We start from the raw sequence: 25653 nt of genomic DNA, 5'->3' as shown, positions 1-25653 counted from the left end.
TTATTAGGAAATTATCCAAATAAATAAAAATAATTCATACTTTTGTTTCTTCAGCACAAAATACATGAAGGATCAATTATTTGCAGTTGTAGATGTAGAAACCACGGGAGGTGGGATGAGCGGGAACAGGCTTACAGAAATTTGCATCGTGCTGCTTAAGGGGAATAAAGTGCTGGACAAGTATACCAGTCTCATAAATCCCGAAAAGCCTATCCCTTCATATATCACTGCACTTACAGGAATTGACAATGCTCTTGTTGCAAATGCCCCAAGGTTTCATGAAGTTGCAAAGGATATTGAGCTAATGACCCGCGATGCGATCTTCGTTGCTCATAATGTCAATTTCGATTATAACGTGCTGCGCAATGAGTTCAGGGAACTGGGATTTGAATTTACCCGCAGGAAATTGTGTACGGTTCGCCTCTCGCGTAAGCTCATCCCGGGGCTATTCTCCTATAGCCTGGGACGCCTGTGCGATTCCATCAATATTCCAATAACTTCACGGCACAGGGCAGAAGGGGATACAGATGCCACAGTGATCCTGTTTCAAAGACTGCTTGGCCTGGATACGAATTTTGAAGTGATGAGGTCGTTTTTGCATGCACGATCCAGAGAGGCTACCTTGCCGCCGCATCTTGAAGCAGAACAAATATTTGACTTGCCAGATGATCCCGGGATCTATCTCTTTAAGGATAATAAGCACAAGGTGATCTATGCGGGAAAGGCTATAAATATTAAAAAAAGGGTGATTTCCCATTTTTACGATAAAGGGACAAAAGAATATAAGTTGGGGCAGGAAACCTATCATATTGATTATGAAACCACAGGGAATGAACTTATCGCCCTTTTGCTGGAGGCTGAAAAAATTAAGAAGCATTATCCAAAATTTAATCGTGCCCAAAAGCGGCCGGGAACGGTTTACCAGATCATTAGTTACACCAACCAAAAGGGGGTTATCCAGCTTGCCCTGGGAACTACCAGGACCTTAAATAATTCTGTAGGTACATTTTATAACCGGCTTCGTGCTGCTGAAAAGCTGGAGCAGTTGTGTGAAGATTTTAATCTTTGCCCCCGCTTTTGTACCCTGCAAAGCAATGTGGAGGTATGCTCCCATTACAGCATACAAAATTGTGAAGGTGTTTGTGAAGGAAAAGAATCTATATCTTCATATAATAAAAAAGTACTTGCGGCCATTGCATCCCTTGGGGAGGAGAATTCAACATATATAATAAGGGAAAAAGGACGGCATTTTAAGGAGGAAGCATTTGTTTATATAAAAGAGGGCCGTTATATGGGTTACGGCTTTATAGATACAGATGTATCAATTGCTACTGTTGAAGACCTTGACCCTTTCCTGAGAATAAAAGAAGCTACCTATCATACAAATAAGATCCTGAGCAGCTATTTACGCAACGGTGCCCATAAGAATATCGTAATTCTCGAACAACCGGCAGCCAGTTCTTCCCTTAAAAAGGTTTCCGGTAACTGGACAGATGGGTTGTTTGCCCTGCAATAATAAGGTGCCTTAGGTTTCCTATCTTAAAAAAAATCTTCACACCACCCCTACCTGCCTGAAACTTATAACGGCAGTTAACTTTTAATAAAGTGGTGATTAATCTTGAAACATCTTTCCTTCACAAATTTTTGAGCTTACACGTGGAATAAAATGCTGGTGCTTTCTTAATAAAATATAACTATTTATAGAAGTTGTGAAAATAATTGACTGATATTTAATTATTTAACTTTTTTATTTTTGCTTCTTTTTTACTTTTTCCAAATTAAATGTATAATTTAATACGGTCCTCCCGGTGAGAATTTTGAATGGGAAATCGTAGGGGCCTTATATTATTTTATCTTCTGTTCAATAGTTTTTTATCTATTCCACAGCAGGAAAATTTTGTGTTTAAAAATATTACAATAAATGAAGGTCTCTCCCAGAATTCTGTAATAGATATTGCCGAGGATCCCTCAGGATTCATGTGGTTTGCCACCCAGGAAGGGCTCAATAGATATGATGGAAAGAATTTTCTTGTATTTCCGGTGGCATTTGATGATATAACCACCCCGGATAATGCCCAACTTGGAAAACTTCTGGCCACTCCCGGAAAGTTATGGATGATCAAACGAGGTGGAAAGGTCGCCAAACTGGACCTTTACACCCATAAATTTACTCCGCTAAGTTTACCCGGCTATGTCCATCATAACATTCCTGCCGCTACATATCTTTATAATGACAAATCAGGACGAATGTGGATTGGAACTCTCCAGGATGGGGCTATTCTAATAAATAAAAATAATAGTCTGGAACATTATAGTCCTGAAGCAGCAAAAGGAAAAAAGCTACTACATAGCAGGATTCGGGCTATCTACGAGGATAGCAACAAGAATATTTGGATATTAACCCCTAATGGCTTAACCGGTTTTAAGGGTGACCAGGCCAATCACTTTCTTAAGGGGATCAATTCAAATGTTATAACTGAAACAGCAGACAAAACTCTCTGGTTGGGCAGTCTCGGCAATGGGATCTATCGAAGAGGTCCCGAAGATCAAAACTTTCAGAAATTTACCGGCTATGAGGCCGGGGAACTTCCTGAGGATCTTGTGGTAGAAACTATATATGCAGATGGCAGGAACAGGATATGGGTAGGAACCTATGGGAAAGGTCTTTTTGTTATTAATACAGCTGCCCGTGTCATTAAGAATCTTATGCCCAATAGGCAGGATCCAAAATCCATAAACTTTCAGGATGTCTTATCTGTTAAAGAAGATAGCAGGGGCGGTATCTGGATAGGAACAGACGGGGGAGGGGTAAGCTATTTTGATGAGCAGTTTAATACCCTCAGGACCATTACTGCCAGGGAAGTAAAAGAGAATATAAGTATTGAGCAAATACGGGCGATAACAACCACAGCCACAGGACGTATTTGGCTGGGAACATCTGGACAGGGTTTGACCTCCTTTGATCCTAAACTTCAGGATTTTGCTACACTGCACCTTTCTCCCTATAAACCCGGGATAAGCAATTATGACAGGGTGGTATCTTTACAGGTTGATGGTGAAGGCGACCTTTGGATAGGGACACAGGGAAATGGCTTGATTATCCTGGATTCCTTAACCGGGAATATCAAAAAATGGTTTACTACAGATGCTGTGGAAGCTGGAGCAAGGATAGAGTGCAATACCCAATGGGTCCTTATTCCCGCCGGGAGGGGTCAAATGTGGGTAGCTACCAGGAGTGGAGGCCTGTTGCTTATAGATAAGGAGCTGGGGATGCAAAAGCAATATTTGCTTCCGTCACAAGGGAACAGGAAGCTAAAGGCCGCAAACCTGCAGGCTTTGATGCAGCTCGATGAAAAGACCCTTGTTCTTGGATATGAAGAAGAAGGTATTTATCTATTGGACATTCTAGGGGAGAAATTTAACCGGGTAAACCATCCGTTAATAGAGGAAACCCTTCGCGGGGAAACAGGTATTAAGAGTTTTTTTTATGAAGATGGGTGGTTATGGGCAGGAACCGCGGGACGGGGAATCCTATTGATCCATTTGGAGACAGGGAGGACACAGCTGCTGGATGATTCCAATTTTTTACATAATAATATGATCTACGGTATTTTACCCGGACAAAAAGGGAGGGTTTGGGTAAGTAGTAACAGAGGCTTGTTTAAATTAGATTATTATACAACCAGTCTGGGTCCCGAAATAAGACAGCTCCAGCACTTCACGGTAACCGATGGTTTGCAAAGCAATGAATTCAATACAGGCGCATACCACCGGGACCAAAACGGGAATCTCTATTTTGGAGGCATAAGCGGGCTCACCTATTTCAATCCGTCAAAGATCTCCAGTGACCGCAATGAACTTCCCGTGGTCCTAACCGGGGCGATGGTTGGTAACAAACCGGTAAGTACTGATACCGTCATCACCTATTTGACCAGGCTTAGCTTACCATACAATCAAAACTCCCTCTCCTTTAATTATACGGTACTCGATTACCTATCAGCCGATAATACCCTCTATCAATATATGCTGGAAGGATACGACGAGGATTGGGTAGATGCTATGGATCGTAATTATACAGCATATACCAACCTGCCCTCTGCCGACTATATCTTTAGGGTTAGGGTCGCAAATAAAGCGGGATCCAGGGCACCTCTTACCTCTTTAATTATTTCCATAGCTGTACCGTTTTGGAAACAATGGTGGTTTTTACTCCTTGTTGGAGTTTTATTAATGGCTTTTATTTATGGGTTGCATAAATACAGGGTTTATCAATTACTCCGGGTTCAGCGTGTTAAGAACAACATCTCTGCCGATCTTCATGACGACCTTGGCGCCAGGCTCACCAATATACAAGTGCTTTCTGCAATATCCAGAAGAAAACTGGGAGTAGATAAGCCGGAAGCCATGTATTTGCAGAAAATAGAGGAAGAGGTGGAAGCATCTGCCAGAGCATTGGACGAGATTGTATGGAATATTAAAATGAAAGATGAAAGCCTTGAGGAGATCGTGGCAAAAATGCGAAGATATGCAGGCGAGACTCTAGATGGCCAGTATGATTTTCAAATTGAGGTAAAAGGTAAATTCAGGAAAAAAAGGATGTCTATGCAGAAGCGGCGGGAACTCTTCCTGGTATTTAAAGAATTGCTGAATAATATAAAAAAACACGCAAGGGCAACCAGGATATATATCAGGATTGCTATAGAAAATGATCATTTTGTAATGGAATTTAAGGATGATGGGTGTGGGTTTGATACCACGCAGGAAAGTTCCAGGAATGGGCTTAAAAATATCCGGGAGCGGGTGAATAAATGGAAAGGCAGGATCTCACTCGAGTCTCAACATAATAAAGGAACTCATGTCCTCCTGCACGTTCCTTTTGATCGCCGGTCCTTTTCTATCTCTTCATAGGTAAAACTTAAACTTTTAAGTATGGCTGTTAAACTTGTAATATTTGAAGATAATGAGAAGCTTAGAAACTTACTTAAGTCTCTCTTCCAGTATAATAATGATTATGAGATCACCGGAATGTATGAAAATGTATTGGATGCAAAGAAATTGATCGAAAAAGACAGGCCGGAGGTGGTACTTCTTGATATAGATATGCCCGGTATGGATGGGATCTCTGCCCTTCCTGTTATTAAAGGGGTAGACCCCGGCATTTCTATTATTATGTACACCCAATTTGAAGATGATGATAAATTATTTAAAAGCCTTTGCGCGGGTGCAGATGGTTATATATTAAAATCTACTTCTCCTATGCATCTTTTTGATTCAATTGAGGAGGTACGTAAAGGTGGAGTACCCCTGTCTCCCGCAATTGCAAGAAAAGTATTGCACTTTTTCCAGGGAGACCCCAGAGAGTCCGGTGATAAATTCGGATTAACCGAGAGGGAAAGGGAGGTGTTGAAATTGCTGGTAAAGGGTTATAGTATTAAAATGATCGCAGCAGAACTTAATATTGCTTATGATACCACAAGGTCTCACCTGCGCAATATCTATAATAAATTGCATGTGAACTGCGGGAAGGAAGCCATCGCAAAGATCCTTTCAGGTCGCATAAAATTCTAAGGTATATGGCGGCTTTTTATCTTAAAGCTGTAAACAAAAATTTGCTTTAAACTTCCACGGTTTTAATTCATCACCTATACCGATTAGTTGCGTGACTTTAAACCCATTTCGAGTATAAAAAACCATCTTAAAAGGCGATTGCAGAACGAGGTATTCCGGGTTACATTTAATTATTATTAACCTTTAATACCTTTATTATGAAAACAGTATTTTTATCGTTCTTCCTGGTGTGTCTTATGGGCAACCTTCACAGCCAGGTGATCCCACTGGATCCTGCAACAGTAACCTTTCAAAAAGTAAAAACCTCCTCAAACCTTGGGAATGTCACTATAGAAGTAAAGGAAAACTATGCAAACTACTTTTCTAAAGATCCTATAAAATTCATTGAAGAGAATTTTAGTCTGGCGTCTCTGGATCTAGATGAATATGAAGAAATTGAAGTTAAATTTATAAGTAACAAGGGATTTCTATTAGCCACTTATGACGCCAACGGAGAATTAAAGGATACCTTTCAAAAGTTTAGAGATATCACACTTCCAAGAGCTGTGTGGAGTGAAATCTACAACGACAATATAGGGTGGAGTATGGCAGGTAATTTATATATTGCTTCCGGCACCAAGAATAATCTCGAAAATCAAAAATACAAGGTGAAACTTGTGAACGGGAAAGAAGTTAAACGAGTGAAATTCATCCCCGGGGAAACAAGGGACGGCCGTGTAGTAAGTAATTAAATCCTTTAAAATGAAATAAATGAAGACGATCCCTAACTGAAGATCCGCACCGAAAAGCTGCGGATCTTTTAGTTTCTACCTGCCCGCAGGGAGATTTTTATTCTTAATACAGCTTTAATTAATTATTTTCATAATATGCTAATAAAAATCATCAATAACCGCACGCATACCTTCAGGTAACATTTTCATGGCAGCTGCTCTCAATTTTTCAGGGATCTCTCCATAGTAGGCCTGTGCAATAGGGCCGCTTATACAGGCCACGGGTAATTAAGCCTTATCTCATCCATGCTTCAGCATAGAATATATTCACTTTCTTAGGATTTCTCTATACTTCCTGTGATTTTTAAAGATTATAATAGAAAGTTACCAGTTTCAGGCTGCGTCAAAAAAAAAAATTCCCGGCTAAACGGGAATTATATGAATTTGCTTTTTAAAGTTTCAGGAGATCATCTGCGAAGCCAGGAGGACCAACAAAAACAAAAACAGCAGTAGTCCCAGTAGCCATATTTTTTTATTAAAATTCGGTTTGACAACATGTACATTTGTATTCGTCGTTTGAACCTCCTGGAACTTATCTTTTTTGGCAATAACGGGTTCTATTCCTGTTTCCAGCGCCTCCTCTCCCAGCAAAGTTATTTTCACTTTGCCGTCTTCTATAGAAATAAGGTCAAGATTGATCAACTTATTAAAACCCTTTCCCAGGTCACCTTCTGCCAGTAACAACTCTGCATCCCCTTCTTTGATAAGCTTTAGCAGCTTATCTGGGTCATTTGTAGGTTTTTCTATCGTGTTCATCATGGTTGTAAAAAATATACTACAAAATTACAGTAGTTTAATTGTTTAAATTGTTTTATATATTTAATGCCTTGCATAAATTGTACTTATGAATTATACCTTACATCAACTTCAGGTTTTTCACACGGTGAGCAGGCTGGGAAGTATTACAAAGGCTGCAGAAGAGCTTCATCTCTCACAGCCGGCAATCTCTATACAGGTACGCAACCTCCAGGAGCAGTTCGAGATACCACTCATAGAGAATATTGGCAGAAAGATCTTCATTACAGAATTTGGGCAGGAAATTGCCGAAGCAGCGGGTAGGATCCTACAAGAAGTAAATGCTATAAACTCAAAAGCAGCGGCATATAAAGGAGAGCTTATTGGAACTTTAAGGATCACCTCGGTCTCCACAGGTAAATATGTGATACCCACTTTTCTTACAAATTTCATCAAGCAGCACCAGGGAATAGAGCTTGTCCTCGATGTTACAAACAGGTCCAGGGTGAGGGAAAGCCTTGAAAAAAATGAAGTGGATTTTGCTTTGGTATCTGTCATGCCAGAAAACCTGCAGGTAGATGAAATCGAATTAATGGAGAACAAACTTTATCTGGTTGGTAGTTCAAGGGAGGAGCAGGACCTTTCTAATTTTGGAAAAAAGATACTGCAGAATATCCCCTTAATATTCAGGGAAACCGGTTCCGGGACCCGTCATATAATGGAAAAATATATTAAACAAAAGAAGATCCCGGTGACAAAGAAAATGGAATTAACTTCCAATGAGGCTGTTAAACAGGCGATAATCGCCAATCTTGGCTATTCCATTATGCCCATCATAGGGATTAGGAATGAATTAAAAACCGGTATCCTTAAAATTATTCCTGTGGATGGTTTTCCCATACAGTCACGTTGGAAACTGGTTTGGCTCAAAGGAAAAAATCTCTCCCCGGTAGCCCTTTCATTTGTAAATTATTTGAGTAAGAATAAGGAACAAATAATTCGGGAGAATTTCGAAGAACTAAATTAACCTACTTTCTACCGGGTAGGTGATGCTGCTTTGGACAGGAGATGTTCACCGCAGTATCTAAGAATTGAAGAATGGGTCATTGGATTCAAATAAAAATGAGAAAAAAATATAAACCCCAATACAGCTTATTAAACTTTTGATTATAAATTAATAATTCACTGGCGTCCGGTAAACCAAATTAAATCCTACCTTAATACCATGAAAAAAGGGAGTCCTCGTTTTCGACCACAGACTCCCTTTAAAGGTTCCACTTAAAGCGGACATTATGGACAAAATTACAAGAAATTCTGGAATGCCGGTTCTCGGACAGCTGTTATCTTTTATTCCCCGGAACAATTTTAATCGTATTGTTGGCCAATTACGTACAGATCGCTATACCAAACGTTTTACATCCTGGGATCACCTGGTCTGTATGTTGTTTGCGGTTATTGAGAATGTTGGCGGATTACGTGAGTTATGCTCTGGTTTAGCAGCACATAATCAAAGTTTAAAACATTTGGGAATGAGTTCTATGCCATGCAGAAGCACCGTGAGTGATGCTAATATGCGCCGGTGTTCTGAGTTGTTTGAAAAAACCTTTATAAGCATATATAAGCAGCACTATCGTTTTTTCTCGGACAGCAGTATACCTAAAAATGAAAAATGGCTCTCTAGGCTATTTTTGGTTGATTCTACAACTGTTACCCTTTTCAAGAATATAATGAAGGCCTGTGGTAATGCTATGGCAAATGGGAGGCGTAAGGGAGGAGTTAAAATACATACTGGAATGTGGCTAAAAGAACAAGTTCCTTCTTTAATAATGATTACTAAAGCAGCGGAAAATGATAAAAATTTTATGCCCCGATTTAAAAAACTTCCTGCACAGACCATTGTAGTTTTTGATAAGGCATACTTAAATTTTGGTTTATTTATTCATTGGAGTAAAAACGATGTCAGTTTTGTAAGCCGACTGCACAAAAGATGCAAAGTAACTTGGGGGAATTATAACCTCTTAACTAAGGAGGATGAGCAATATGGCATATTGGAAGACTGTAGAGCAGAATTAGGGCATAGCCAGCAAAAACAAAAAGTAAAATGCCGCATTATAAAGTTTTATGATCACAAAGATCAACGGGAAATTGAATTTATTACCAATGATATGCAGCTGCCTGCTTGCACAATTGCAGAAATATACAAGCAGCGATGGCAAATTGAGCTTTTATTTAAAAGGCTCAAGCAAAACCTTAAGATCACCAGCTTTATTGGCGATAATAAGAATGCAATACGAATTCAAATCTGGTGTGCACTTATAGCGGATTTACTCGTCCAAATAGCTCGAAAAGGGTCGCGACGTTGTAGATTATCATATTCGGTTATCTGTGGGCTATTCAGGCTTCATTTAATGAATTATGTGAGAGTTACAGACTTACTTTTAAAATCAGCAGATCCTAACATTTATCCAAAAAATATACAGCTTGCACCCAATCTTTTTGATCTAGGGCCCCCATAAGCCGGAAATCAAAATCGAAGTGATGTAGAATCAAGGTTTATTAAGATTAAAACAAGAAATACTATTTTTACCGGACGCCAGTGATTAATAATTAATGAAAAAAAGATCCAGGTTTGGCTCAAAACTCCACAAAAATGAGGTAGAATGTGGAAAACCGTAATTAATCTCAAACAGGAACAATTACCTTTGGAATCAAGGAAAAGGAATAATAAAAATTCTGGATTAAAATCCTTTTAAGGGTGTAATTATGTTTAAAAAAGTCCTTGTAGCTGAAGATATGGATAGTGTGAACCACGCTGTAGGAAGTGTGCTTGATGAATTCAAAATTCCCCTCGTGGCACATGCCCAGTATTGTGACCAGGCTTTTCTCCTGGCCAAAAAGGCTATTCTGGACAATGAACCTTTTGATTTGCTTATTTGCGATCTATCTTTTAAAAGTGATCACAGGGTAGAGAAGATCACTTCAGGCAAGGAATTAATAGAAAAGATCAAACTCGAGGATCCCAATATAAAGGTCATTGTGAATTCAATAGAAGACCATCCTCATACCGTAAAGTCCCTGTGGGAGACCGGTTATATAAACGCCTATGTTTGCAAAGACCGGAGGGGATTGAGTGAACTCAAAGAAGCTATCCTCCAAATAAAAAGAGGCAAAAGTTATAATTCCCCAAGGATTGAAAGAAGCCTGAAACAAGAAAACCTTATTACTTTGGATCCTTTTGAGGTGACCATGTTAAAATGTGTATCCCAGGGACTTACCCAGGATGAGATACGGGAAAAATTTTTAGAACAAAACATATCACCTAACAGTAAGAGCGCCATTGAAAAAAGGCTCAAAGAACTGCGGGAAAATTTTAATGCCAGGACTACACCTCATTTAATAAGCATAGTTAAGGATCTTAAGCTTATTTAGAACACTAAAGTAAAGTGCCGGTTCCTGATTCGACCATCTGGGTAGGGCCTTTGGGGAGAATTGGGTCCGGCATTCTATTTAAGTACACAGTCCTTCCGCTTAACCCTCGTTAACAAATCACCGAAATCGTAAACTAATCTCTAGCACGAAAGGATTTTCCATTTCTATATATAAAAACCATTGGTGTCCGCTTAAAATATTCATTTTTTTCCTTAAGCCTTATTATACCCAGTCAAAGGACATATACACCTCAACCAGGGGAGGTTTTGAACCTGAAATAGTTCAGGAAAATTCAGGCTTTTTAGAAGTTGGTAAACGGACCTTTTCCAAAAATCTATATTTTATTCCAGATTCTAAATTCCGGCAGCGAAGCAGTCCAGACTCTTTTACGGGACAGTAGTGTATAAAAACTGGAAATTATGGCCCATATTTAAAATTTGCCGGTATGCCGCCAATACTTATATTTGCTTATGGCCACAGTAGATAATTTCATTGCCCAGTTCGCTTCTTTTGTCTGGGGACTCCCTCTTTTAATATTACTTATTGGCGGAGGGTTTTACCTCCTTATAAGATCCAGATTCCTCCCTTTTAGATACCTCGTACACTCGCTGCAGGTTTTAAGAGGGAAATATGATAATCCCGATGATCCCGGGGAAATAAGCCATTTTCAGGCTCTTTCTACCGCTCTTGCTGCCACGGTTGGCATGGGGAATATTGCCGGGGTTGCAGTGGCAATAGCTATAGGGGGGCCGGGAGCGATATTCTGGATGTGGATTAGCGCAATTATTGGAATGGCCACCAAATTCTTCACCTGTAGCCTTGCAGTTATGTACAGGGGCCGGGATAGTGCAGGGGAGATACAGGGTGGTCCTATGTATGTTATAATGGTGGGGCTTGGTGAGAAGTGGAAATCGCTCGCCGTTTTCTTTAGCATTGCAGGGTTGGTTGGAGCATTGCCTGTTTTCAACGTAAACCAGCTTACGCAGGCAGTAAATTTTATAATCCTCGCACCAAATGGAGTGGAAACAGGCTTTGGAACCAATCTTATAATAGGTCTTATTTTAGTCACCATTACTTCTGTAGTGATCTTTGGAGGATTGAGCCGTATAAGTAAAACCGTTTCCAAATTGGTACCTTCAATGGTAGCCTTATACTTTGTCTCTGTTTTGATCATTCTTTTCGTGAATATTGACCAGGTACCATATTATTTTTCATTGATATTTACTGATGCCTTTGCAGCCAATAATTTTACAGGAGATTCATTTTTAGGTGGGGTCCTGGGAGGCCTTATAATTCTTGGAATTCGTCGTGGGGCTTTTTCCAATGAGGCCGGTATTGGAACGGCACCTATGGCACATGGGGCAGCCAAGACCAACGAGCCTATTCGTGAGGGGCTGGTAGCCATGCTAGGACCTGCAATAGACACACTTGTGGTATGTACCCTAACGGCGCTGGCCATCCTTGTGACCGGGGTGTGGCAGTCTACAGATGTGAATGGAGTGAGTCTTACAGCTTCAGCCTTTGATGCCTCAATTCCCATTTTCGGAAATTACCTGTTAATGCTGTGTATTGCCATCTTTAGCATTTCTTCCTTATTTTCTTACTCTTATTATGGAACAAAATGTCTCTCATTCCTGGTGGGGGCAGATAAGAAACATTATTACAATTACTTCTATGTAATAAGTATTCTGGTAGGTGCGACAACTTCACTAAGTATGATGATCAATCTTATAGATGGTTTCTTTGCGCTCATGGCGATACCTACAATGATCTCCACACTTATCCTGGCGCCCAGGGTGCTGAAAGAAGCAACAGCTTACTTTGCCAGGATGAAAGCTTCCAGAAAAGTCAATTCTTAGAAATTGCTATGCTTCCTTTGGGGATGCAGGAGTAGAAAGGAATGTTATAGGTAACTAAAGATCACAAAAATTAATAAAACTCAACCTTCCTGCCTTCAGCCTGGCTTCGCAGGGCTGCTTCTATAATGCGGATCACATTTTTGGCTTCTTCCGGTTTTACCTCCAGTTCTTCCCCGGAAGTTATAGCTTTATAAATATTGCTGTAAAAAGAAGAATAATCTCCCTGTTTGCTAATAAGGAATCCCATTTCATCTATAGTATCTATACTACCCCAACTTTCTTTTGGTTCAAGACCCCAGTCCTTTGCTCCCGCGGGTTTAAAACCGGCTTTAAGTTTCTCTTCCTGGGGATCCTGCCCATATTTTATGAAACTTCCTTTTGTACCATGAATTAGAAAGGTGGGCGTTTTACCCTTAACAAGCATCCCGGCCTTTAAGGTGACCTTTAAGTTCGGATAATATAAAAGAAGCTCAAAACTATCAGCTACTGTAGCAGTCTTACGCTGTACACGAACATCGGCAAAAACATGGGTTGGCAGGCCAAAAAGTACAAGGGCCTGATCTATCAAATGGCTTCCCAGGTCATAAAGGATCCCGCTGCCGGGGTTTTCCGGATTTTCTTTCCAGCTTTCCTTGATCTCAGGACGAAACCTGTCAAAATGTGCTTCATATTCAACTACTTCCCCCAGCTTCTTATCATCCAGAAGTTTTTGTATGGTGAGGAAATCGCTGTCCCACCGGCGGTTGTGATGTACGCTTAAGATAAGCTCCTTTTCCCTCGCAAGCCTTATGAGCTCTTCTGCCTGTGCCGCAAGCGGGGTAATGGGTTTTTCAAGTACAACATGTTTCCCTGCCTGTAAGGCTTTGGTGGCATAATCTTTATGAAGATGATTGGGAGTCGTAATAACGATTAAATTAATCTCAGGGTCTTCGAGGATTTCTTCAAAACTGTTTACCACAAGAGCATCAGGAAAGTCCTTTCCTGCAGCAGAAATGTTTTCCCTGCTGGAAGTGAGGATCTTTTTGATCTCCATTCCCTCTACACTGGAGATCACGGGGGCATTATAGATCCTCCCCCCTTTACCAAAACCTGCCATTGCTACATGTACCTTTTTCATTGCTAATGCTATTTTTCGTGTTTTGGAGGTATAATATAATTCTAATGTGATAACGGTAAAAGGAAAAGCGGAAAAAAATTCATAATACTTTCTTCCCCGAATTCCCGGAAAGACTCCCGCCTTATAATTTGGTATTTTCTTAACCCATTCTTTCCCACAAATTTGATACTTTTTAATAAAACTAGGAGAATGGAGAGATTAACGATCTTCGGAAAAGAGCTCATCGATGAAAAATCGATCACCCAGATCAAAAATGCTGTGGGCCCGGAGGATATTGCAGTTCTCACTGCCGATGCCCACTATGGTTACGGGCACCCTATAGGTGGTGCTGTGGCTTATAAAAATAAGATATCCCTCTCTGGCGTTGGCTTTGATATTGCCTGTGGGAACAAAGCTGTGAAAACAAATATCAAAGCCTCAGAGATAGATGTGGCTGCAGTGATGGATGAGATCTTCAGGCGCATTTCCTTTGGTGTGGGGAGGGTGAATAAAGAACCGCTGGACCATCCTGTATTTGAGAAGATCGCAAAAGCCGATTTCTCCCCGCAGCGCAAACTGCTTGACCTCTCTGTAGAACAATTGGGAACGGTAGGAGCTGGAAATCATTTTGTAGACCTTTTTGAAGATGATGAGGGATTTTTGTGGTTAGGAGTTCACTTTGGCTCCCGGGGATTTGGCCATAAAACCACCACAGGTTTCATTGCAATGTCACAGGGAAAAGGTTTTTTTGACCATGCTAAAGAAGGAGGCATGGATTCGAAACCAATATTATTTGACGTAAATTCTGCTTTGGGACAGGAGTATATTGCAGCTATGAACCTGGCGGGGGAATATGCCTATGCCGGCAGGGATGTGGTTGTAGATAAAGTGCTGGAGATATTGCAAGCGGGGAAACCCGATTTCGAGGTTCATAACCATCATAATTTTGCCTGGAAAGAGGAACATTTTGGGGAGGACTACTGGGTGGTACGGAAGGGATGTACTCCTGCTTTCCCTGGACAAATGGGTTTCATAGGAGCCAATATGGAGGATACTTCGGTAATTGTAAAGGGAAAAGATTCGAACCTCTCCCGCAGCGGACTCTACTCAACGGTCCACGGTGCCGGCCGGGTAATGTCCAGGCGAAAGGCAGCCGGAAAGACCAAATGGCTGCGGGGGAAAGATGGTAAAAAAAGGCCCACTATAGTATCCAAAGGAGCAGTGGACTTTGAAGCTGTAAAAGCCAGGCTCAGGAACAAAGTAGAACTCCGCGGCGCCGGGGCAGACGAAGCACCGGAGGCTTATAAGAATCTGGATGAGGTTTTAAGCCACCAGGGAGAAACTATAGAGGTGCTCCATAGATTACACCCTATTGGTGTCGCAATGGCGGGAAGCGAAACTTACGACCCTTATAAGGATTGAGAAAGTTATGAGTTATGAGGTTATTAGCTCTCCAGGAGGAGTTTAATCAAGTCTAAAGGAGAACGAATTTTTTCACGCAAAGAACGCAAAGGACTGTGGCGCACTTTAACGCAAAGGGCGCAGAGAAAACACTCTTCGGTATCACATTTAAATAGTGACATCAGCTTAATTTTAAATATTTAAAGATTAGTATGACTGAAAATGAACTCTCTTTTAAAACTATAGGAGCGGCATTGCCGCTTCATAAGAAAATAGGCCCCGGTTTGTTGGAATCTGCATATGAGAATGCATTAGCATATGACCTCAGGCAAGCAGGTTTGGAGGTGAAACAGCAGGTTCCCATGCCCTTTTTTTATAAAGAGGTGAAATTGGAAGTTGGTTACCGAGTCGATCTTTTGGTTGAAAACAAATTAATAATAGAAATCAAATCTTTGGAAACTCCGGCTCCTGTACATTACGCTCAACTTTTAACCTACTTGAAATTATCCAATCATAAGCTTGGCTTGCTGATAAACTTTTATTGTAAAATCCTGAAAGACGGAATTCACCGGATTGTAAATGGATTATAGATAAAGATTTAGCGCCCAAATTGGGATAAGAGTTTTGTCTTTGCATCCTTTGCGCATTTTTTTTCTTGGCGTTCTTTGCGTGAATCCAACCTAATTAACTTAACACTAAATTCTAAAAGAAAAACACCAAACACCAAACTAAACACTAAACACCAAACACCAAACACCAAACGACAAACAGAAAATAGATAACGAGAAAAACCCGAAAACCTAATCGCTTCCGGGCTTAATATATAAATCTGAGTTTTAAACTTCTAACTTCTAACTTCTAACTTCTAACTCCTAACTCTTAACTCTTTCCATCTCAGTGTTCCTCTCTTTCTCCAGTAAAGTTTCATTGAACAACTTCAGGATCCTCTTATACTCATCTGTCCAGCTGCTTGGCTCTACAAAGCCGTGATCTTCTACCGGGTAGACAGCCATTTCCCAATTATCTTTTTTTAGTTCGATGAGTCGCTGTGCGAGTCGCACGACATCCTGGAAATGAACATTTACATCCAGCATTCCGTGTGCGATCAACAGGTGTCCCTCAAGCCCTTCAGCAAAATAAATAGGGGAGGATTGCCGGTATGCGATTGGGTCATCACTGGGGTTATTAAGAATATTCGAAGTATAGCCATGGTTATAATGTGCCCAGTCTGTAACAGATCTTAAAGCCGCGCCGCTTTTAAAAGTCTCAGCTTCTGTGAATAGAGCCATAAGCGTAATGAATCCGCCATAGCTACCACCATAGATCCCAACATTTTCTGCGTCTACTCCATGTTCAGCCACAAGATATTTTGCACCGTCAACCTGGTCACTAAGGTCCTTACCACCCATATGGCGATAGATCCCTGTTCTCCAGTCCCTGCCATAGCCCGCACTGCCGCGATAATCTATGTCCAGGACGGTATAACCAAGATCTGTAAGCAGGTTGTGGAACATATATTCTCTAAAATAGCTTGACCACCACTTATGGACATTTTGAAGATATCCTGCCCCGTGCACGAAGATCACCGCTGCGCCGTTGGCATTCTCTGGCTTATATAACCTTGCAGGTACCATCACACCATCTTCTGCCTGGAACTGTACCAGCTCAGGTTCTCTCCAGTCATAAGACTTAAATTCCTCACTTTGCCCGCTTGTAAGCTGTTTTGCTTCAGCGCCGGCCGTAGTTCTTTTTAGATATAACTCCCAGGGTTTATTGCTATACGAATAAAGAATTGCCATGTACTTCTCATCTGGCGAAAGGCTAACATCATTATTTCCTGTCATTTGGGTGAGTTTCTCCATCTTGCCACCCATGACAGGCATTTTGTAAAAATGGCGTTCTCCGGGACCAACTTCAGAAGTGGTTAAATACCAGTGTTTTTTATCCCTGGAGAGAAAAGGATCAAAAACTTCATAATTCCCGCTGGTAAGAGCTTTTTTATCGCCGCTGTTCACATCTAGAAGATAGAGATGTGAATAGCCGCTTACTTCGCTTTGGAAATAGATATGCCTATTATCGGGCAGCCATCCAAAGGTACCGCCACTAAAGGACCAGCCAATCCCGGGCCCTGCGATCCAGGCCTCATCCCGCTGGCGATCCAGGTTTTTAAGTGCTCCTGTTTGCAGGTCCAGCAGTGCGATCCAGCGATCTTTATTATCCTGCGAACGAACATTTACTACTGTCTGCTTTCCGTTATCTGAAAAATATGGTCCCGCAAGGATGAGGTCCCGGTCCTTTTTTTCCCATTCACGATCTGGATAACTGGAAGTATAATCTGGCAGATCCTGGATTCCGGGGAGGTTTCCGGTTTGTACCATATAAACGGTATCCCTTTTAATATCATAAATAGCCATTTCAACTTTGGTAGGGTCATCTCCCACTTTACTTCTTGCAGGCAGGTTCACTGTATAACCCGAAGCATCCACATAATTCGGGACATCTGTGCTTTTACTTTCAGGACGCGTGATCAATGTGAAAGTGGCGTAAGAAGCATCTGGGGATAATTGTAAATTGGAAACAGATCTTTTACCGGCATAGAAAGTAAATGGCTCTCCCTGGGTTTGCGTCCTGTAGGTCTTACTTGCCTCTTTTTTATCTTCCCTCTCGCGGACTACTTCCAGTAATCCCAGATTTTCAGTCTTTACCCAGTCATCTTTAGCACCCAGGCCTGCAGCTTCTTTCTTTTTCTCTCCAGAGGAAATATTGGTAAGCTTCTTCAGGCTCCCGGTTTGCTGGTCATAAACAAAAATGTTATCCCTAAGATTAAATGAAATTTTATTTTCATCGCCAAGGAATTTTGGATTTCCTATTCGACCGTCAAGTTCCAGGAGTTTTTTGGAATTGTGGGTTTTTAGATCATACAGCATAAGTGCATCATCCTTAACAAATACTTTTTTATCCCTTTTTTTATTATAATCCCCGGCCCTTGAGATCTCCTTTTTTTCTTCCTCGTAAGGCACTTTCAAAATTTGATCCTGTGCATTCAGGTTAATTTTATAGAGCGAATCGGCAGGATCCTTTTGCAGGTTATAATTAAAGAAGATCGTCTTACTATCCTCTGCCCAGTGAATGTTTGAAGGGAAGGTCCCCATCCATTGAGGGTCTTGCATAATTTGTTCTACAGTAAGACTGCTTTCCTGTGAAAAAATTACCTGGCAGCCCAGGAATAGGAAGAACAGGGGGGTGAATTTTTTAAAAACTGTTTGCATTATGTTTGCTGAAGTATTAGGGTTATTTTTAAAGAAGAGCAAGATAATTAAAAATTATAAGTCGTGCAGCCCGTATCAAGCCGATAATTTTATTTCCACAGGGGCCGAATTCCCTGTAGTTTTTATGAAAATTGTTGCTGAAGCATTTTTCCTTTTACCCACTCTTTCAATACTGATCTTCCTTGTGGCACCCGGCGCAATTATTATAGGCGAACCCGGAACCTCACGCATCATAAAATCCTCTTGATTATCATGCTGAAGATATGGCATTATAACAGCCGTTTGGCCGGGATTAGTTATAAGAAGTTCTTTTGGACCGGGATCTTTCCTGAAGTCTATTTCCTTTGCTGAAACCCTTAGGCCCTCTTTTTTAAACGTAGGTAATTCAAATTGTGCCGTTGCCTTAGCTGTTAACACTTCAAAGGAGGTAAGTTCGGGCCCACCGCCTCTATTGCTGCTGCCACTGCCTATGATGATAGCCTCTCCTGCATTGACAGCCTGGGTGCCATGCCTTCCCGTGCCCAGTACAGGTAAGCTACTCCATTTTCGGGAAACCGGATCAAATGCCTCCACCTCGCTATGGGAATTCTCCTGGGTATCACTTTCCCCACCTATAACTACATATATTCCATTCATTACCGCTGCAGCCGTACCTGCCCTGGGGGTAGGTATATTGGGAAGTTCTTCCCAGGTATTGGAGTTGAAATCATAAACATTTGTAGGGCCCACAGTACCTGCAAATCCACTCTCAGCACTTCCCGATCTTCTGCCACCGGCTACATATAATTTACTTTCTATTACAGCAGCCTGGAAATGGTCCCGTGACCGTGGGGAGGAGGCGAGCGTTTTCCATTGGCCAGAATATGGATCATATTCATCCAGCCAGTTTACCCAGCCAGACGAATGCCCGTTAATGATCCCATTTACCATATAGACTTTCTTGTTGTATACTACAACTCCTGCGGCTCCCCGTCGCCTGTTTGCCGGGACTTCAGGTCCAATAGCCCAGGTGTCTGTAGATACGTCATAAATAAGAACGTGCGTTAGAGGTGTCTCATTAGGCCAGGCGCCGGTAAAAGCACCCAGGATATATATAAGTCCGTCCAGGTTTACTGCCTGCATATGATGTATCTCGAAAGGAGGGATTGCTCCCTTGCTCCAGGTTTTTGTTCCAGGATCATAAATGTTAATTGGTTTTTCACCACGCCCACCAATAAGGATCAATTTTCCTCCGGCTTCAATAAGTGCATTCTCGTGCCTGGCCAGTGGCTCACCTTCAGCCTCCAGTTCTCTCCAGGATATTTCTTGGGAAAAAGTAAACGAGTGAATGACAAAAAACAGCAACAGGAAGATTGGCCTCATTTTAAACGATTTTGAATTTTCTCTAAATATAAACATTTTGGTTAGGGTTTATCTCTTAAAGCTTTAACCAGTCATTAACGGCCGTTGGTTTAATTTTTCTGTAGCTTGGAAAGGAAAAATGAAAAGATCCCGGAAAGGAAATGCAGGGAAAAATAATTATCCTGCTATTGTATACCACCTTTCAAGGGTTATAAAAATAAAAATTTTAGCTTATGAAACTTAAAGCATTATTTCTAAACTGTACTCTTAAAAAATCGCCTGAAACGTCCAATACAGCTGCATTCATTGCTGAAGCAGAGAAGATCTTCCATGAGCTTGATGTGGAAACAGAAACTATAAGAGTTGTAGACCACAATGTAAAATTTGGTACCACCTCAGACGAAGGAGAGGGTGATGCCTGGCCCGGGATTCTGGATAAAGTGAAAAAGGCAGACATGGTGATCTATGCCACTCCAATTTGGCGGGGTGATCGGGGATCTATCGCCAAAATGGTGGCTGAAAGATTTGACGGGGTAATGAGTGAGGATACCAAAGAGAACGGGCAGTTCCTTACATATAATAAAGTAGGGGGAGTTATGGTAGATGGAAATGAGGATGGAGCTAAAAAGGCCATTTCCAGCCTGGTATTCGATCTTAGTGAACACGGTTTTACCATCCCGGTAAACGGTTTCACCTATTATGTGGGAGAGGCAGGCCCGGGTCCAAGTTATATTGAAGCTGAAGGTAATAAACATGAATTCACCAATAATATGATCCTGCTTATGGTCCACAATATGGTGCATCTGGCCAAAACACTTAAGGAAAACCCATATCCCACCCATGTGAAAAAACTTGAGGAAAGAGCTGAAAAAATGAGCGAATAATGCTTCGGGAAAGCTGAAGGAAATTTTATCTTGCAGCTATGAAGAATCTAGAGAAATACATTCGTGATATACCCGATTTTCCCAAAAGAGGAGTTTTATACAAGGATATAACGCCTTTATTACAGGACCCGGTGGCTATGCGTACTGCGGTACAGATCTTTCTTGATAACCTTGGTGACATAAAAGTCGATAAGGTTGTTGGTATTGAATCCCGCGGATTTTTCTTTGCCACCCTTTTGGCAGAGAAGCTTGATGCAGGATTTGTGCCGGTAAGGAAGCCTGGGAAACTGCCATACAAAACAATTTCGGAAGCTTATAATCTTGAATATGGTACAGACATGCTGGAGATGCATGTGGATGCTATTAAAGAAGGGGAGAATGTCTTAATTCACGATGATGTGCTTGCTACAGGTGGGACTGCCTTTGCAGCATGTAACCTGGTGGAGCATTTGGGCGGGAACATAGTTCATTGCAACTTTTTGGTAGAACTTAGTTTCCTTAAGGGCAGGGAGCGGATAAAGAAATATCCTGTTGAATCTTTACTGAAATATTAATCCAAAGAATTTTTGGTCACCCAGGTCTTCCAGCCAATAAGAGCTTTTTGAGCCTTCGAGGCTTTGCGAAGGTCCAGCTGCTGCTTTGAATAACTGGGTAGCACTTTTTGATTTACTTTTGAAAGCAGTTTAAAAAAAGCCTTTTTCATATTTTTTGTTTTGGCGGTTCTTTCAAAGGTAATAAAAAAGATGAAGCCCCCCGGATCCTGGAAGGGGAGGAGTCTGTTATCAGTTGTCGGTTGTGGGTTGTGGGTTGTGGGTTGAAAGTTGTGAGTCCAAACAACAAACACCAAACATCAAACAAATTCCAAATTCCAAATCATTGTTGGCCGGTAAAAGAGTCTAGATCGCTTTGCTACTAGAATAAAGAGCCTGGACTAAATTCTGAGTGCCTAAAAAATAGTTACTTACATTTTGCTGTCTATTTTGAAATCTCCTAAACTATTTTAAATCCAAAACCAACCCCCTGATTGCAGGTAAAATAACCTCTGACTATATAGAGAAAGGTTTATGGAAGATTTCACATATTTTAATCGGACAACAATGATTCCAATGTCCAAATTCCAAATAGATTTCAGATTTCAGATTTCAGATTTCAGATTTCAGAAAACAGAAAACAGAAAACAGAAAACAGAAAACGGCAAACGGCAAACGGCAAACGGCAAACGGTAAACCGAAAACCTTTCTAACTACTAATGCCCCGGTGGATTCGAGGAGACCACCAGCTTTTTATTTATAAGACCCACGTAAACCGGAGGAATGCCGTCATTCACCTCAAATGTGGCCGAAGCGTTTTGGGTGGAGGTACGGGCGCTTATCTTTATGGAGGTAAGAAGGCCTCCTCTGTTGCGTTTTACCTTTTCAAATTTAATATTTACACCCGCATCCTTCAGCCTGCTCTTGATCCCTTCTAGTTCTTCGTCTGTTGTGGAAGGGTTTACAATTCCAAGGTCATTATTCCCTATTAGAGCCTTCTTTCCAGCATTTTTAGTAGTGACCACGATCACTCCATGTTTTGCCTTTTCCCCATACATTCTTGTTGCAGCTGCATCCTTAAGTACATTTATGGCAGAGATATTTTCCGGCTTCAGGCTTTTCATATCGAAGGAATTCTTCATTACCTCCCCGTTAATTACATAAAGGGGCTGTGGACCCTGATTGTTAACTATAACCTGTCGTTGGGGGAAAGTCCGGGTGCCATATTGGGTTGCAATAATATCCACACTATCCTTATTTACTCTAAATTCCCTCAATTTCACGAAAGAAGAATCTCTGCTATAAGTAGTATCATTTTTAATAGTTCTTGCAGAGGTTATGGATATATTCCGATCTTTTGTAAAGGTTGGTCCGGTGGAAACTATTACTTTATTATTTCTGAAGTTTTTGAGAGAACCCGTACCTGCATTTCCTGTAGAATCTTTTTTTGTATAAATGAGTATCGCACCATCCTTTGCGCCTTTACCGTAGTGCCTCACTGCGTTCTTACCTTTAAGGACCTGGATGCTGTCTATATTCTCTGTGGAGATTTTAAGGAGTGTTTCATCATCCTTTAGGACCTTTCCATTTAAAATATATATGGGATCCTTACCATCTGTATTAAGATTTTTAATGTTGATTACTTTTCCGGAAGAAGAAGGTTTGGATTCTCTTATAACTTTATGCTTTCCGGGGGAATTGTTGAGGCCTATTACCATAGGCTTTTTTCCTTTTTCAATCCTTACATATTCATTGATTAGAGCGGCATTCTCCTGGTCTATCTTTTTAAGTTCTGCCTGGAAATCCTCAATTATGATTCCGCTGGAAATGATAAGAGCCCCGCTTTTTGCTTCTGCCCCATATTTTTTCATAGCCTCTTCTGGGCTTACTGCAAATACTTCTCCCTGTACCTTAATTGCTTTATCATCCAGTTCGCTGCTGCTGTAGTTCTTTCCGTTAATAATGTAAAGTGGATCCACTTCCAGTTCCTGTAATGCATATTTGGCAGTACGGCCAGCGGGGGAGTCATTGGAAATAAATCCGGTGCCTTTTGGTCCAAAGTGGAAAACGAAAGTTTTGATCCCATCTGGATTTTCCCTGTTCATCGATCCTGTGGTGTTGGTTTCCTTATCAATGAAATTAGCATTAATGGCAGTTAAAACATCTTTTTCGTTGTAGCGTACTTCGCTAAATTCAAGAAGCACATTGTGTTTCGCTGCCAATTTTTTGTACAGGTCCAGTTGCTCCTGCTTTGTGTTTGCGGTAATGGAAAAAGAAATATCGGCATCACTCGCGCGGCCGGTAATTTGAGTATCATTTGGTTCACGCACCTGGGCCTCTGTGCGCACATTGAACAAAAAAATGAAAGCCAATAGAAGTGGGAGGATCAATACTGCTTTCCAGGAGGTGTTCTTGTTTTGTGATGCTTTGTTTAACATAAGTATTCGTTTTTTGATGAGAGATTGATAAAAATTATTGGTGAGCGCCAGGTTAAAATTTTCTACGGAAATTTTCACAAGTGCCTTTTGATATTCCTTTTTACAGGAAACAGCCTTGACTGCCTCCCTGTCTGCAATAAATTCCAGGTTTTGCTGAAGGTTTCTAAGATAGAGCCATGCAAAAGGATTAAACCATTGGTATAAAAGATTAAGGTTGGCAATAAGAACATCTATTGTATGCCATTGGGAAACGTGGACCTTTTCATGTTTTAGAATATGTTCTAATTCTTTATCGCTATGTAAATTTGGATTGTATACTATGAAATTGAGAAACGAAAAAGGAGCCAGTCTGCGGTCGATCTCCACATACTTTATTTGTCCTCTTGTAGTAATCTTTCCTTTAAATAACAACAGAGCCAGGGAGAATAGTTGAAGGAGAAGCCTGCCAAATAATAGGAATACCCCGGCTAAATATATAAGTAAGAATATCTCAGGGAGAGAAATTGCAGGTGCTGTGGTTATTTCTGTTACGGGTAATCCTTCTTCAGCAATGAAAAACGACGTTGCAGGAACTGCGTCTATATAAATGGTTTTAGTAAATACTATCGCCGGGAGGACTGCAGAGATAATTAGGCCACCAAGGAGAAATTTCCTGTTTGCTACAAAAGAAGTATCCTGTTTCAGCAATATTTGATAGGACAGAAAGAATAGGCTAAGCAGCCCGGCACTTTTCAGGAGATATATTAAAAAATCTTCCATTACTTTTTCTTTTTTTCAATAATGTCCAAAATCTCCCGTAATTCTTCGGCACTTATTTTTTCTTCCCTGGCAAAAAAGGAAACCATGCTTTTGTAGGAATTATCAAAAAACTTTTTTGTAGCCGTACTCATGAATTGTTTTCTGTATTCCTCTTTGGAGATCACAGGATAATACTGGTGGGTCTTGCCATAAGCTTTATGGGCAACATAACCTTTTTCCTCCATATTCCTTATGATCGTTGAGACCGTATTATAGTGAAGGTTCTCTTCAGGGATCTCTGCCAGCACCTCTTTGACAAAGGCTTTTTCGAGGTTCCACAGGATGTGCATGATCTCTTCTTCCTTGTTGGTAAGTTTTTCCATTTAATAAGCTATTATATAAACTATTTCAAATATAACGATAAAAATAGTTTTAAACCTAAATTTCTAGTTTTGTTCAAAAATATTTTTTTAAAGGTTCTTTCAGGAAAAATTTTCAAAATTAAATGAAGACCTGGTGAGCCTTTAACTTAGTTCCCTGTTTCTTTATAATTTAACGGAAGGGTTTCTGCCATTCGTTGGTTACCCATTACTCCGGAAAACAATACATTTTGTGCAGGAGTATGGTTACCCAGGTTATCTATATAGAAGCTACCTGAAGTTTTTAAGGAACTTTGGTCTATCTCCCGGTGCAGTATATTAATAGTTTCTTCGACGAGTTCCACTTTGGTTAAGCCTTTTTTTGTCTCAATTCGAAATGGGGAATAGGGTGGTACCTCATAACTCTTTTTAAAGATCCTGAAATTATTTTCTTCGAGATTCCCATTTGCAAGTGATCTCATGAATTGCAGGGTAGAACCTGTATATGCCTTTTCGCGATTCTTCAAAAAGCGTCGCGGAGTTACTTTTCTAATATCCATGAAAAAGCTTGTACCTTCAAAGTAAACGATATGTACAAGGCGTAAATTTGATGTGCCTGTACTAAATTCTACTTTAAAATCCTTTAGGTCATAATTTACCTCATAGCCCAGGTACCTGTTCACAATCTTAATTGGCTCTGCTGCACTGGCAACCAGAATATCTTTGGAGGGGATATAAGTAAGTTTTATTACTTTCTCATTTTTTATGCGGCATTTTGCAGCTGCGGCTGACCTGCCAAGAAATTCCCTTTTAAAAATATCAAGTTTCTTTTTACGGCTCCAGGGATCAAATTCAAGATAAACCTCTCCCAGGGATTCCTCGCTCTCTTTAAGGTAGATCTTTAAAGGCCTGGAAGATTGCTGCGAAGGCAGATTAATTATAAAAGATTCGTATCCCAGGGAGCTAATGATCAAAGGGCTGGTCGTGTCATCTTCAAGAGAAATTTTAAAATAGCCTTCTGCCGTAGTGGAAACTCCTGTGCTTGTCCCGTCAAAATAAACCGATGCTCCTTGTAATGCAAGGGAATCAATAGTACTGTATACAAATCCTTCCAAATGAGTTTGAGAATAGAGCCTGCTGGCAAGCAGGAGCAGGACAAAACAAAGGATAATTTTTTTGATATTCATCATAGATCTATAACCTAAGATGCAAACATAACGAAAAAAATAGTTGTTA

Annotated in this window: 21 protein-coding genes; 12 read left to right on the top strand and 9 right to left on the bottom strand. The window is 40.7% G+C overall.

Annotation, left to right across the window (positions count from 1 at the left end; genetic code table 11):
* Window positions 1-64: 64 nt before the first annotated feature.
* The 4 genes from FHG64_RS05105 to FHG64_RS05090 all read left to right on the top strand — a co-directional run bounded on the left by FHG64_RS05105 (window position 65) and on the right by FHG64_RS05090 (window position 6299).
* Window positions 65-1516 (top strand): exonuclease domain-containing protein, encoded by a 1452-nt coding sequence (locus tag FHG64_RS05105; protein WP_139065412.1) that lies wholly within the window; start codon window positions 65-67, stop codon window positions 1514-1516.
* 305 nt (window positions 1517-1821) lie between these two features.
* Entirely contained in the window at window positions 1822-4908 is a 3087-nt protein-coding gene (locus FHG64_RS05100; protein WP_139065411.1) for a ligand-binding sensor domain-containing protein, read from the top strand.
* Window positions 4909-4929: 21 nt separating this feature from the next.
* Window positions 4930-5568, top strand: a complete 639-nt coding sequence (locus FHG64_RS05095) for a response regulator (RefSeq protein ID WP_139065410.1) — start codon at window positions 4930-4932, stop codon at window positions 5566-5568.
* 197 nt (window positions 5569-5765) lie between these two features.
* Window positions 5766-6299 carry a hypothetical protein gene (locus tag FHG64_RS05090; protein WP_139065409.1) on the top strand — a complete coding sequence of 178 codons (534 nt, stop codon included), beginning with the start codon at window positions 5766-5768 and terminating at the stop codon, window positions 6297-6299.
* Between the two features lie 138 nt (window positions 6300-6437).
* Here FHG64_RS05090 and FHG64_RS19770 read toward each other — a convergent pair whose 3' ends face one another.
* A complete protein-coding gene (locus FHG64_RS19770; RefSeq protein WP_262710275.1) occupies window positions 6438-6560 on the bottom strand; it encodes a hypothetical protein in 123 nt (40 codons plus the stop codon).
* Between the two features lie 177 nt (window positions 6561-6737).
* Window positions 6738-7097 (bottom strand): hypothetical protein, encoded by a 360-nt coding sequence (locus FHG64_RS05085; protein WP_139065408.1) that lies wholly within the window; start codon window positions 7095-7097, stop codon window positions 6738-6740.
* 85 nt (window positions 7098-7182) lie between these two features.
* On the opposite strand from FHG64_RS05085, the gene FHG64_RS05080 reads away from it, so the two are divergent.
* The 4 genes from FHG64_RS05080 (at window position 7183) to FHG64_RS05065 (ending at window position 12361) form a co-directional block, all read left to right on the top strand.
* Window positions 7183-8100, top strand: a complete 918-nt coding sequence (locus FHG64_RS05080; protein ID WP_139065407.1) for a LysR family transcriptional regulator — start codon at window positions 7183-7185, stop codon at window positions 8098-8100.
* A 265-nt stretch (window positions 8101-8365) separates the two neighbouring features.
* Window positions 8366-9589, top strand: a complete 1224-nt coding sequence (locus FHG64_RS05075) for an IS4 family transposase (RefSeq protein ID WP_139065406.1) — start codon at window positions 8366-8368, stop codon at window positions 9587-9589.
* A 247-nt stretch (window positions 9590-9836) separates the two neighbouring features.
* Entirely contained in the window at window positions 9837-10502 is a 666-nt protein-coding gene (locus FHG64_RS05070) for a response regulator transcription factor (protein WP_139065405.1), read from the top strand.
* 470 nt (window positions 10503-10972) lie between these two features.
* Entirely contained in the window at window positions 10973-12361 is a 1389-nt protein-coding gene (locus FHG64_RS05065; RefSeq protein ID WP_139065404.1) for an alanine/glycine:cation symporter family protein, read from the top strand.
* A gap of 70 nt (window positions 12362-12431) precedes the next feature.
* On the opposite strand, the gene FHG64_RS05060 is transcribed toward FHG64_RS05065, so the two are convergent.
* Window positions 12432-13478, bottom strand: a complete 1047-nt coding sequence (locus FHG64_RS05060; RefSeq protein ID WP_139065403.1) for a Gfo/Idh/MocA family oxidoreductase — start codon at window positions 13476-13478, stop codon at window positions 12432-12434.
* A 189-nt stretch (window positions 13479-13667) separates the two neighbouring features.
* On the opposite strand from FHG64_RS05060, the gene FHG64_RS05055 reads away from it, so the two are divergent.
* Window positions 13668-14879 carry an RtcB family protein gene (locus FHG64_RS05055; RefSeq protein WP_139065402.1) on the top strand — a complete coding sequence of 404 codons (1212 nt, stop codon included), beginning with the start codon at window positions 13668-13670 and terminating at the stop codon, window positions 14877-14879.
* Window positions 14880-15070: 191 nt separating this feature from the next.
* The gene (locus FHG64_RS05050) at window positions 15071-15448 is read left to right on the top strand and encodes a GxxExxY protein (RefSeq protein WP_139065401.1); all 378 of its coding nucleotides are present in this window, start codon (window positions 15071-15073) and stop codon (window positions 15446-15448) included.
* Window positions 15449-15730: 282 nt separating this feature from the next.
* On the opposite strand, the gene FHG64_RS05045 is transcribed toward FHG64_RS05050, so the two are convergent.
* The gene (locus tag FHG64_RS05045; protein ID WP_139065400.1) at window positions 15731-18127 is read right to left on the bottom strand and encodes a S9 family peptidase; all 2397 of its coding nucleotides are present in this window, start codon (window positions 18125-18127) and stop codon (window positions 15731-15733) included.
* Window positions 18128-18202: 75 nt separating this feature from the next.
* The gene (locus FHG64_RS05040; protein WP_168191318.1) at window positions 18203-19489 is read right to left on the bottom strand and encodes a Kelch repeat-containing protein; all 1287 of its coding nucleotides are present in this window, start codon (window positions 19487-19489) and stop codon (window positions 18203-18205) included.
* Between the two features lie 212 nt (window positions 19490-19701).
* Here FHG64_RS05040 and FHG64_RS05035 point away from each other — a divergent pair, with 212 nt between their 5' ends.
* Entirely contained in the window at window positions 19702-20352 is a 651-nt protein-coding gene (locus tag FHG64_RS05035) for a flavodoxin family protein (protein ID WP_139065398.1), read from the top strand.
* A gap of 38 nt (window positions 20353-20390) precedes the next feature.
* A complete protein-coding gene (locus tag FHG64_RS05030) occupies window positions 20391-20906 on the top strand; it encodes an adenine phosphoribosyltransferase (RefSeq protein WP_139065397.1) in 516 nt (171 codons plus the stop codon).
* Here FHG64_RS05030 and FHG64_RS05025 read toward each other — a convergent pair.
* The 4 genes from FHG64_RS05025 to FHG64_RS05010 all read right to left on the bottom strand — a co-directional run bounded on the left by FHG64_RS05025 (window position 20903) and on the right by FHG64_RS05010 (window position 25607).
* Window positions 20903-21055, bottom strand: a complete 153-nt coding sequence (locus tag FHG64_RS05025; RefSeq protein ID WP_139065396.1) for an SsrA-binding protein — start codon at window positions 21053-21055, stop codon at window positions 20903-20905. The two genes, FHG64_RS05030 and FHG64_RS05025, sit on opposite strands and share 4 nt — an antisense overlap.
* A 543-nt stretch (window positions 21056-21598) precedes the next feature.
* The gene (locus tag FHG64_RS05020) at window positions 21599-24079 is read right to left on the bottom strand and encodes a M56 family metallopeptidase (RefSeq protein ID WP_139065395.1); all 2481 of its coding nucleotides are present in this window, start codon (window positions 24077-24079) and stop codon (window positions 21599-21601) included.
* Entirely contained in the window at window positions 24079-24441 is a 363-nt protein-coding gene (locus tag FHG64_RS05015; RefSeq protein WP_139065394.1) for a BlaI/MecI/CopY family transcriptional regulator, read from the bottom strand. Before FHG64_RS05015 ends, FHG64_RS05020 begins: the two co-directional genes overlap by 1 nt.
* 146 nt (window positions 24442-24587) lie before the next feature.
* Entirely contained in the window at window positions 24588-25607 is a 1020-nt protein-coding gene (locus FHG64_RS05010; RefSeq protein ID WP_139065393.1) for a carboxypeptidase-like regulatory domain-containing protein, read from the bottom strand.
* Window positions 25608-25653: the final 46 nt, after the last annotated feature.

The sequence above is a fragment of the Antarcticibacterium flavum genome (assembly GCF_006159205.1).
Classification (GTDB): domain Bacteria; phylum Bacteroidota; class Bacteroidia; order Flavobacteriales; family Flavobacteriaceae; genus Gillisia; species Gillisia flava.
This window is presented reverse-complemented; position numbering and strand designations above follow the sequence as displayed.

Excerpts from the sequence above, each read along its gene's own strand:
- FHG64_RS05105 (WP_139065412.1), top strand. The coding sequence starts at position 65 with ATGAAGGATCAATTATTTGCAGTTGTAGATGTAGAAACCACGGGAGGT.
- FHG64_RS05100 (WP_139065411.1), top strand. The coding sequence starts at position 1,822 with ATGGGAAATCGTAGGGGCCTTATATTATTTTATCTTCTGTTCAATAGT.
- FHG64_RS05095 (WP_139065410.1), top strand. The coding sequence starts at position 4,930 with ATGGCTGTTAAACTTGTAATATTTGAAGATAATGAGAAGCTTAGAAAC.
- FHG64_RS05090 (WP_139065409.1), top strand. The coding sequence starts at position 5,766 with ATGAAAACAGTATTTTTATCGTTCTTCCTGGTGTGTCTTATGGGCAAC.
- FHG64_RS05085 (WP_139065408.1), bottom strand. The coding sequence starts at position 7,097 with ATGATGAACACGATAGAAAAACCTACAAATGACCCAGATAAGCTGCTA.
- FHG64_RS05080 (WP_139065407.1), top strand. The coding sequence starts at position 7,183 with ATGAATTATACCTTACATCAACTTCAGGTTTTTCACACGGTGAGCAGG.
- FHG64_RS05075 (WP_139065406.1), top strand. The coding sequence starts at position 8,366 with ATGGACAAAATTACAAGAAATTCTGGAATGCCGGTTCTCGGACAGCTG.
- FHG64_RS05070 (WP_139065405.1), top strand. The coding sequence starts at position 9,837 with ATGTTTAAAAAAGTCCTTGTAGCTGAAGATATGGATAGTGTGAACCAC.
- FHG64_RS05065 (WP_139065404.1), top strand. The coding sequence starts at position 10,973 with ATGGCCACAGTAGATAATTTCATTGCCCAGTTCGCTTCTTTTGTCTGG.
- FHG64_RS05060 (WP_139065403.1), bottom strand. The coding sequence starts at position 13,478 with ATGAAAAAGGTACATGTAGCAATGGCAGGTTTTGGTAAAGGGGGGAGG.
- FHG64_RS05055 (WP_139065402.1), top strand. The coding sequence starts at position 13,668 with ATGGAGAGATTAACGATCTTCGGAAAAGAGCTCATCGATGAAAAATCG.
- FHG64_RS05050 (WP_139065401.1), top strand. The coding sequence starts at position 15,071 with ATGACTGAAAATGAACTCTCTTTTAAAACTATAGGAGCGGCATTGCCG.
- FHG64_RS05045 (WP_139065400.1), bottom strand. The coding sequence starts at position 18,127 with ATGCAAACAGTTTTTAAAAAATTCACCCCCCTGTTCTTCCTATTCCTG.
- FHG64_RS05040 (WP_168191318.1), bottom strand. The coding sequence starts at position 19,489 with ATGAGGCCAATCTTCCTGTTGCTGTTTTTTGTCATTCACTCGTTTACT.
- FHG64_RS05035 (WP_139065398.1), top strand. The coding sequence starts at position 19,702 with ATGAAACTTAAAGCATTATTTCTAAACTGTACTCTTAAAAAATCGCCT.
- FHG64_RS05030 (WP_139065397.1), top strand. The coding sequence starts at position 20,391 with ATGAAGAATCTAGAGAAATACATTCGTGATATACCCGATTTTCCCAAA.
- FHG64_RS05025 (WP_139065396.1), bottom strand. The coding sequence starts at position 21,055 with ATGAAAAAGGCTTTTTTTAAACTGCTTTCAAAAGTAAATCAAAAAGTG.
- FHG64_RS05020 (WP_139065395.1), bottom strand. The coding sequence starts at position 24,079 with ATGGAAGATTTTTTAATATATCTCCTGAAAAGTGCCGGGCTGCTTAGC.
- FHG64_RS05015 (WP_139065394.1), bottom strand. The coding sequence starts at position 24,441 with ATGGAAAAACTTACCAACAAGGAAGAAGAGATCATGCACATCCTGTGG.
- FHG64_RS05010 (WP_139065393.1), bottom strand. The coding sequence starts at position 25,607 with ATGATGAATATCAAAAAAATTATCCTTTGTTTTGTCCTGCTCCTGCTT.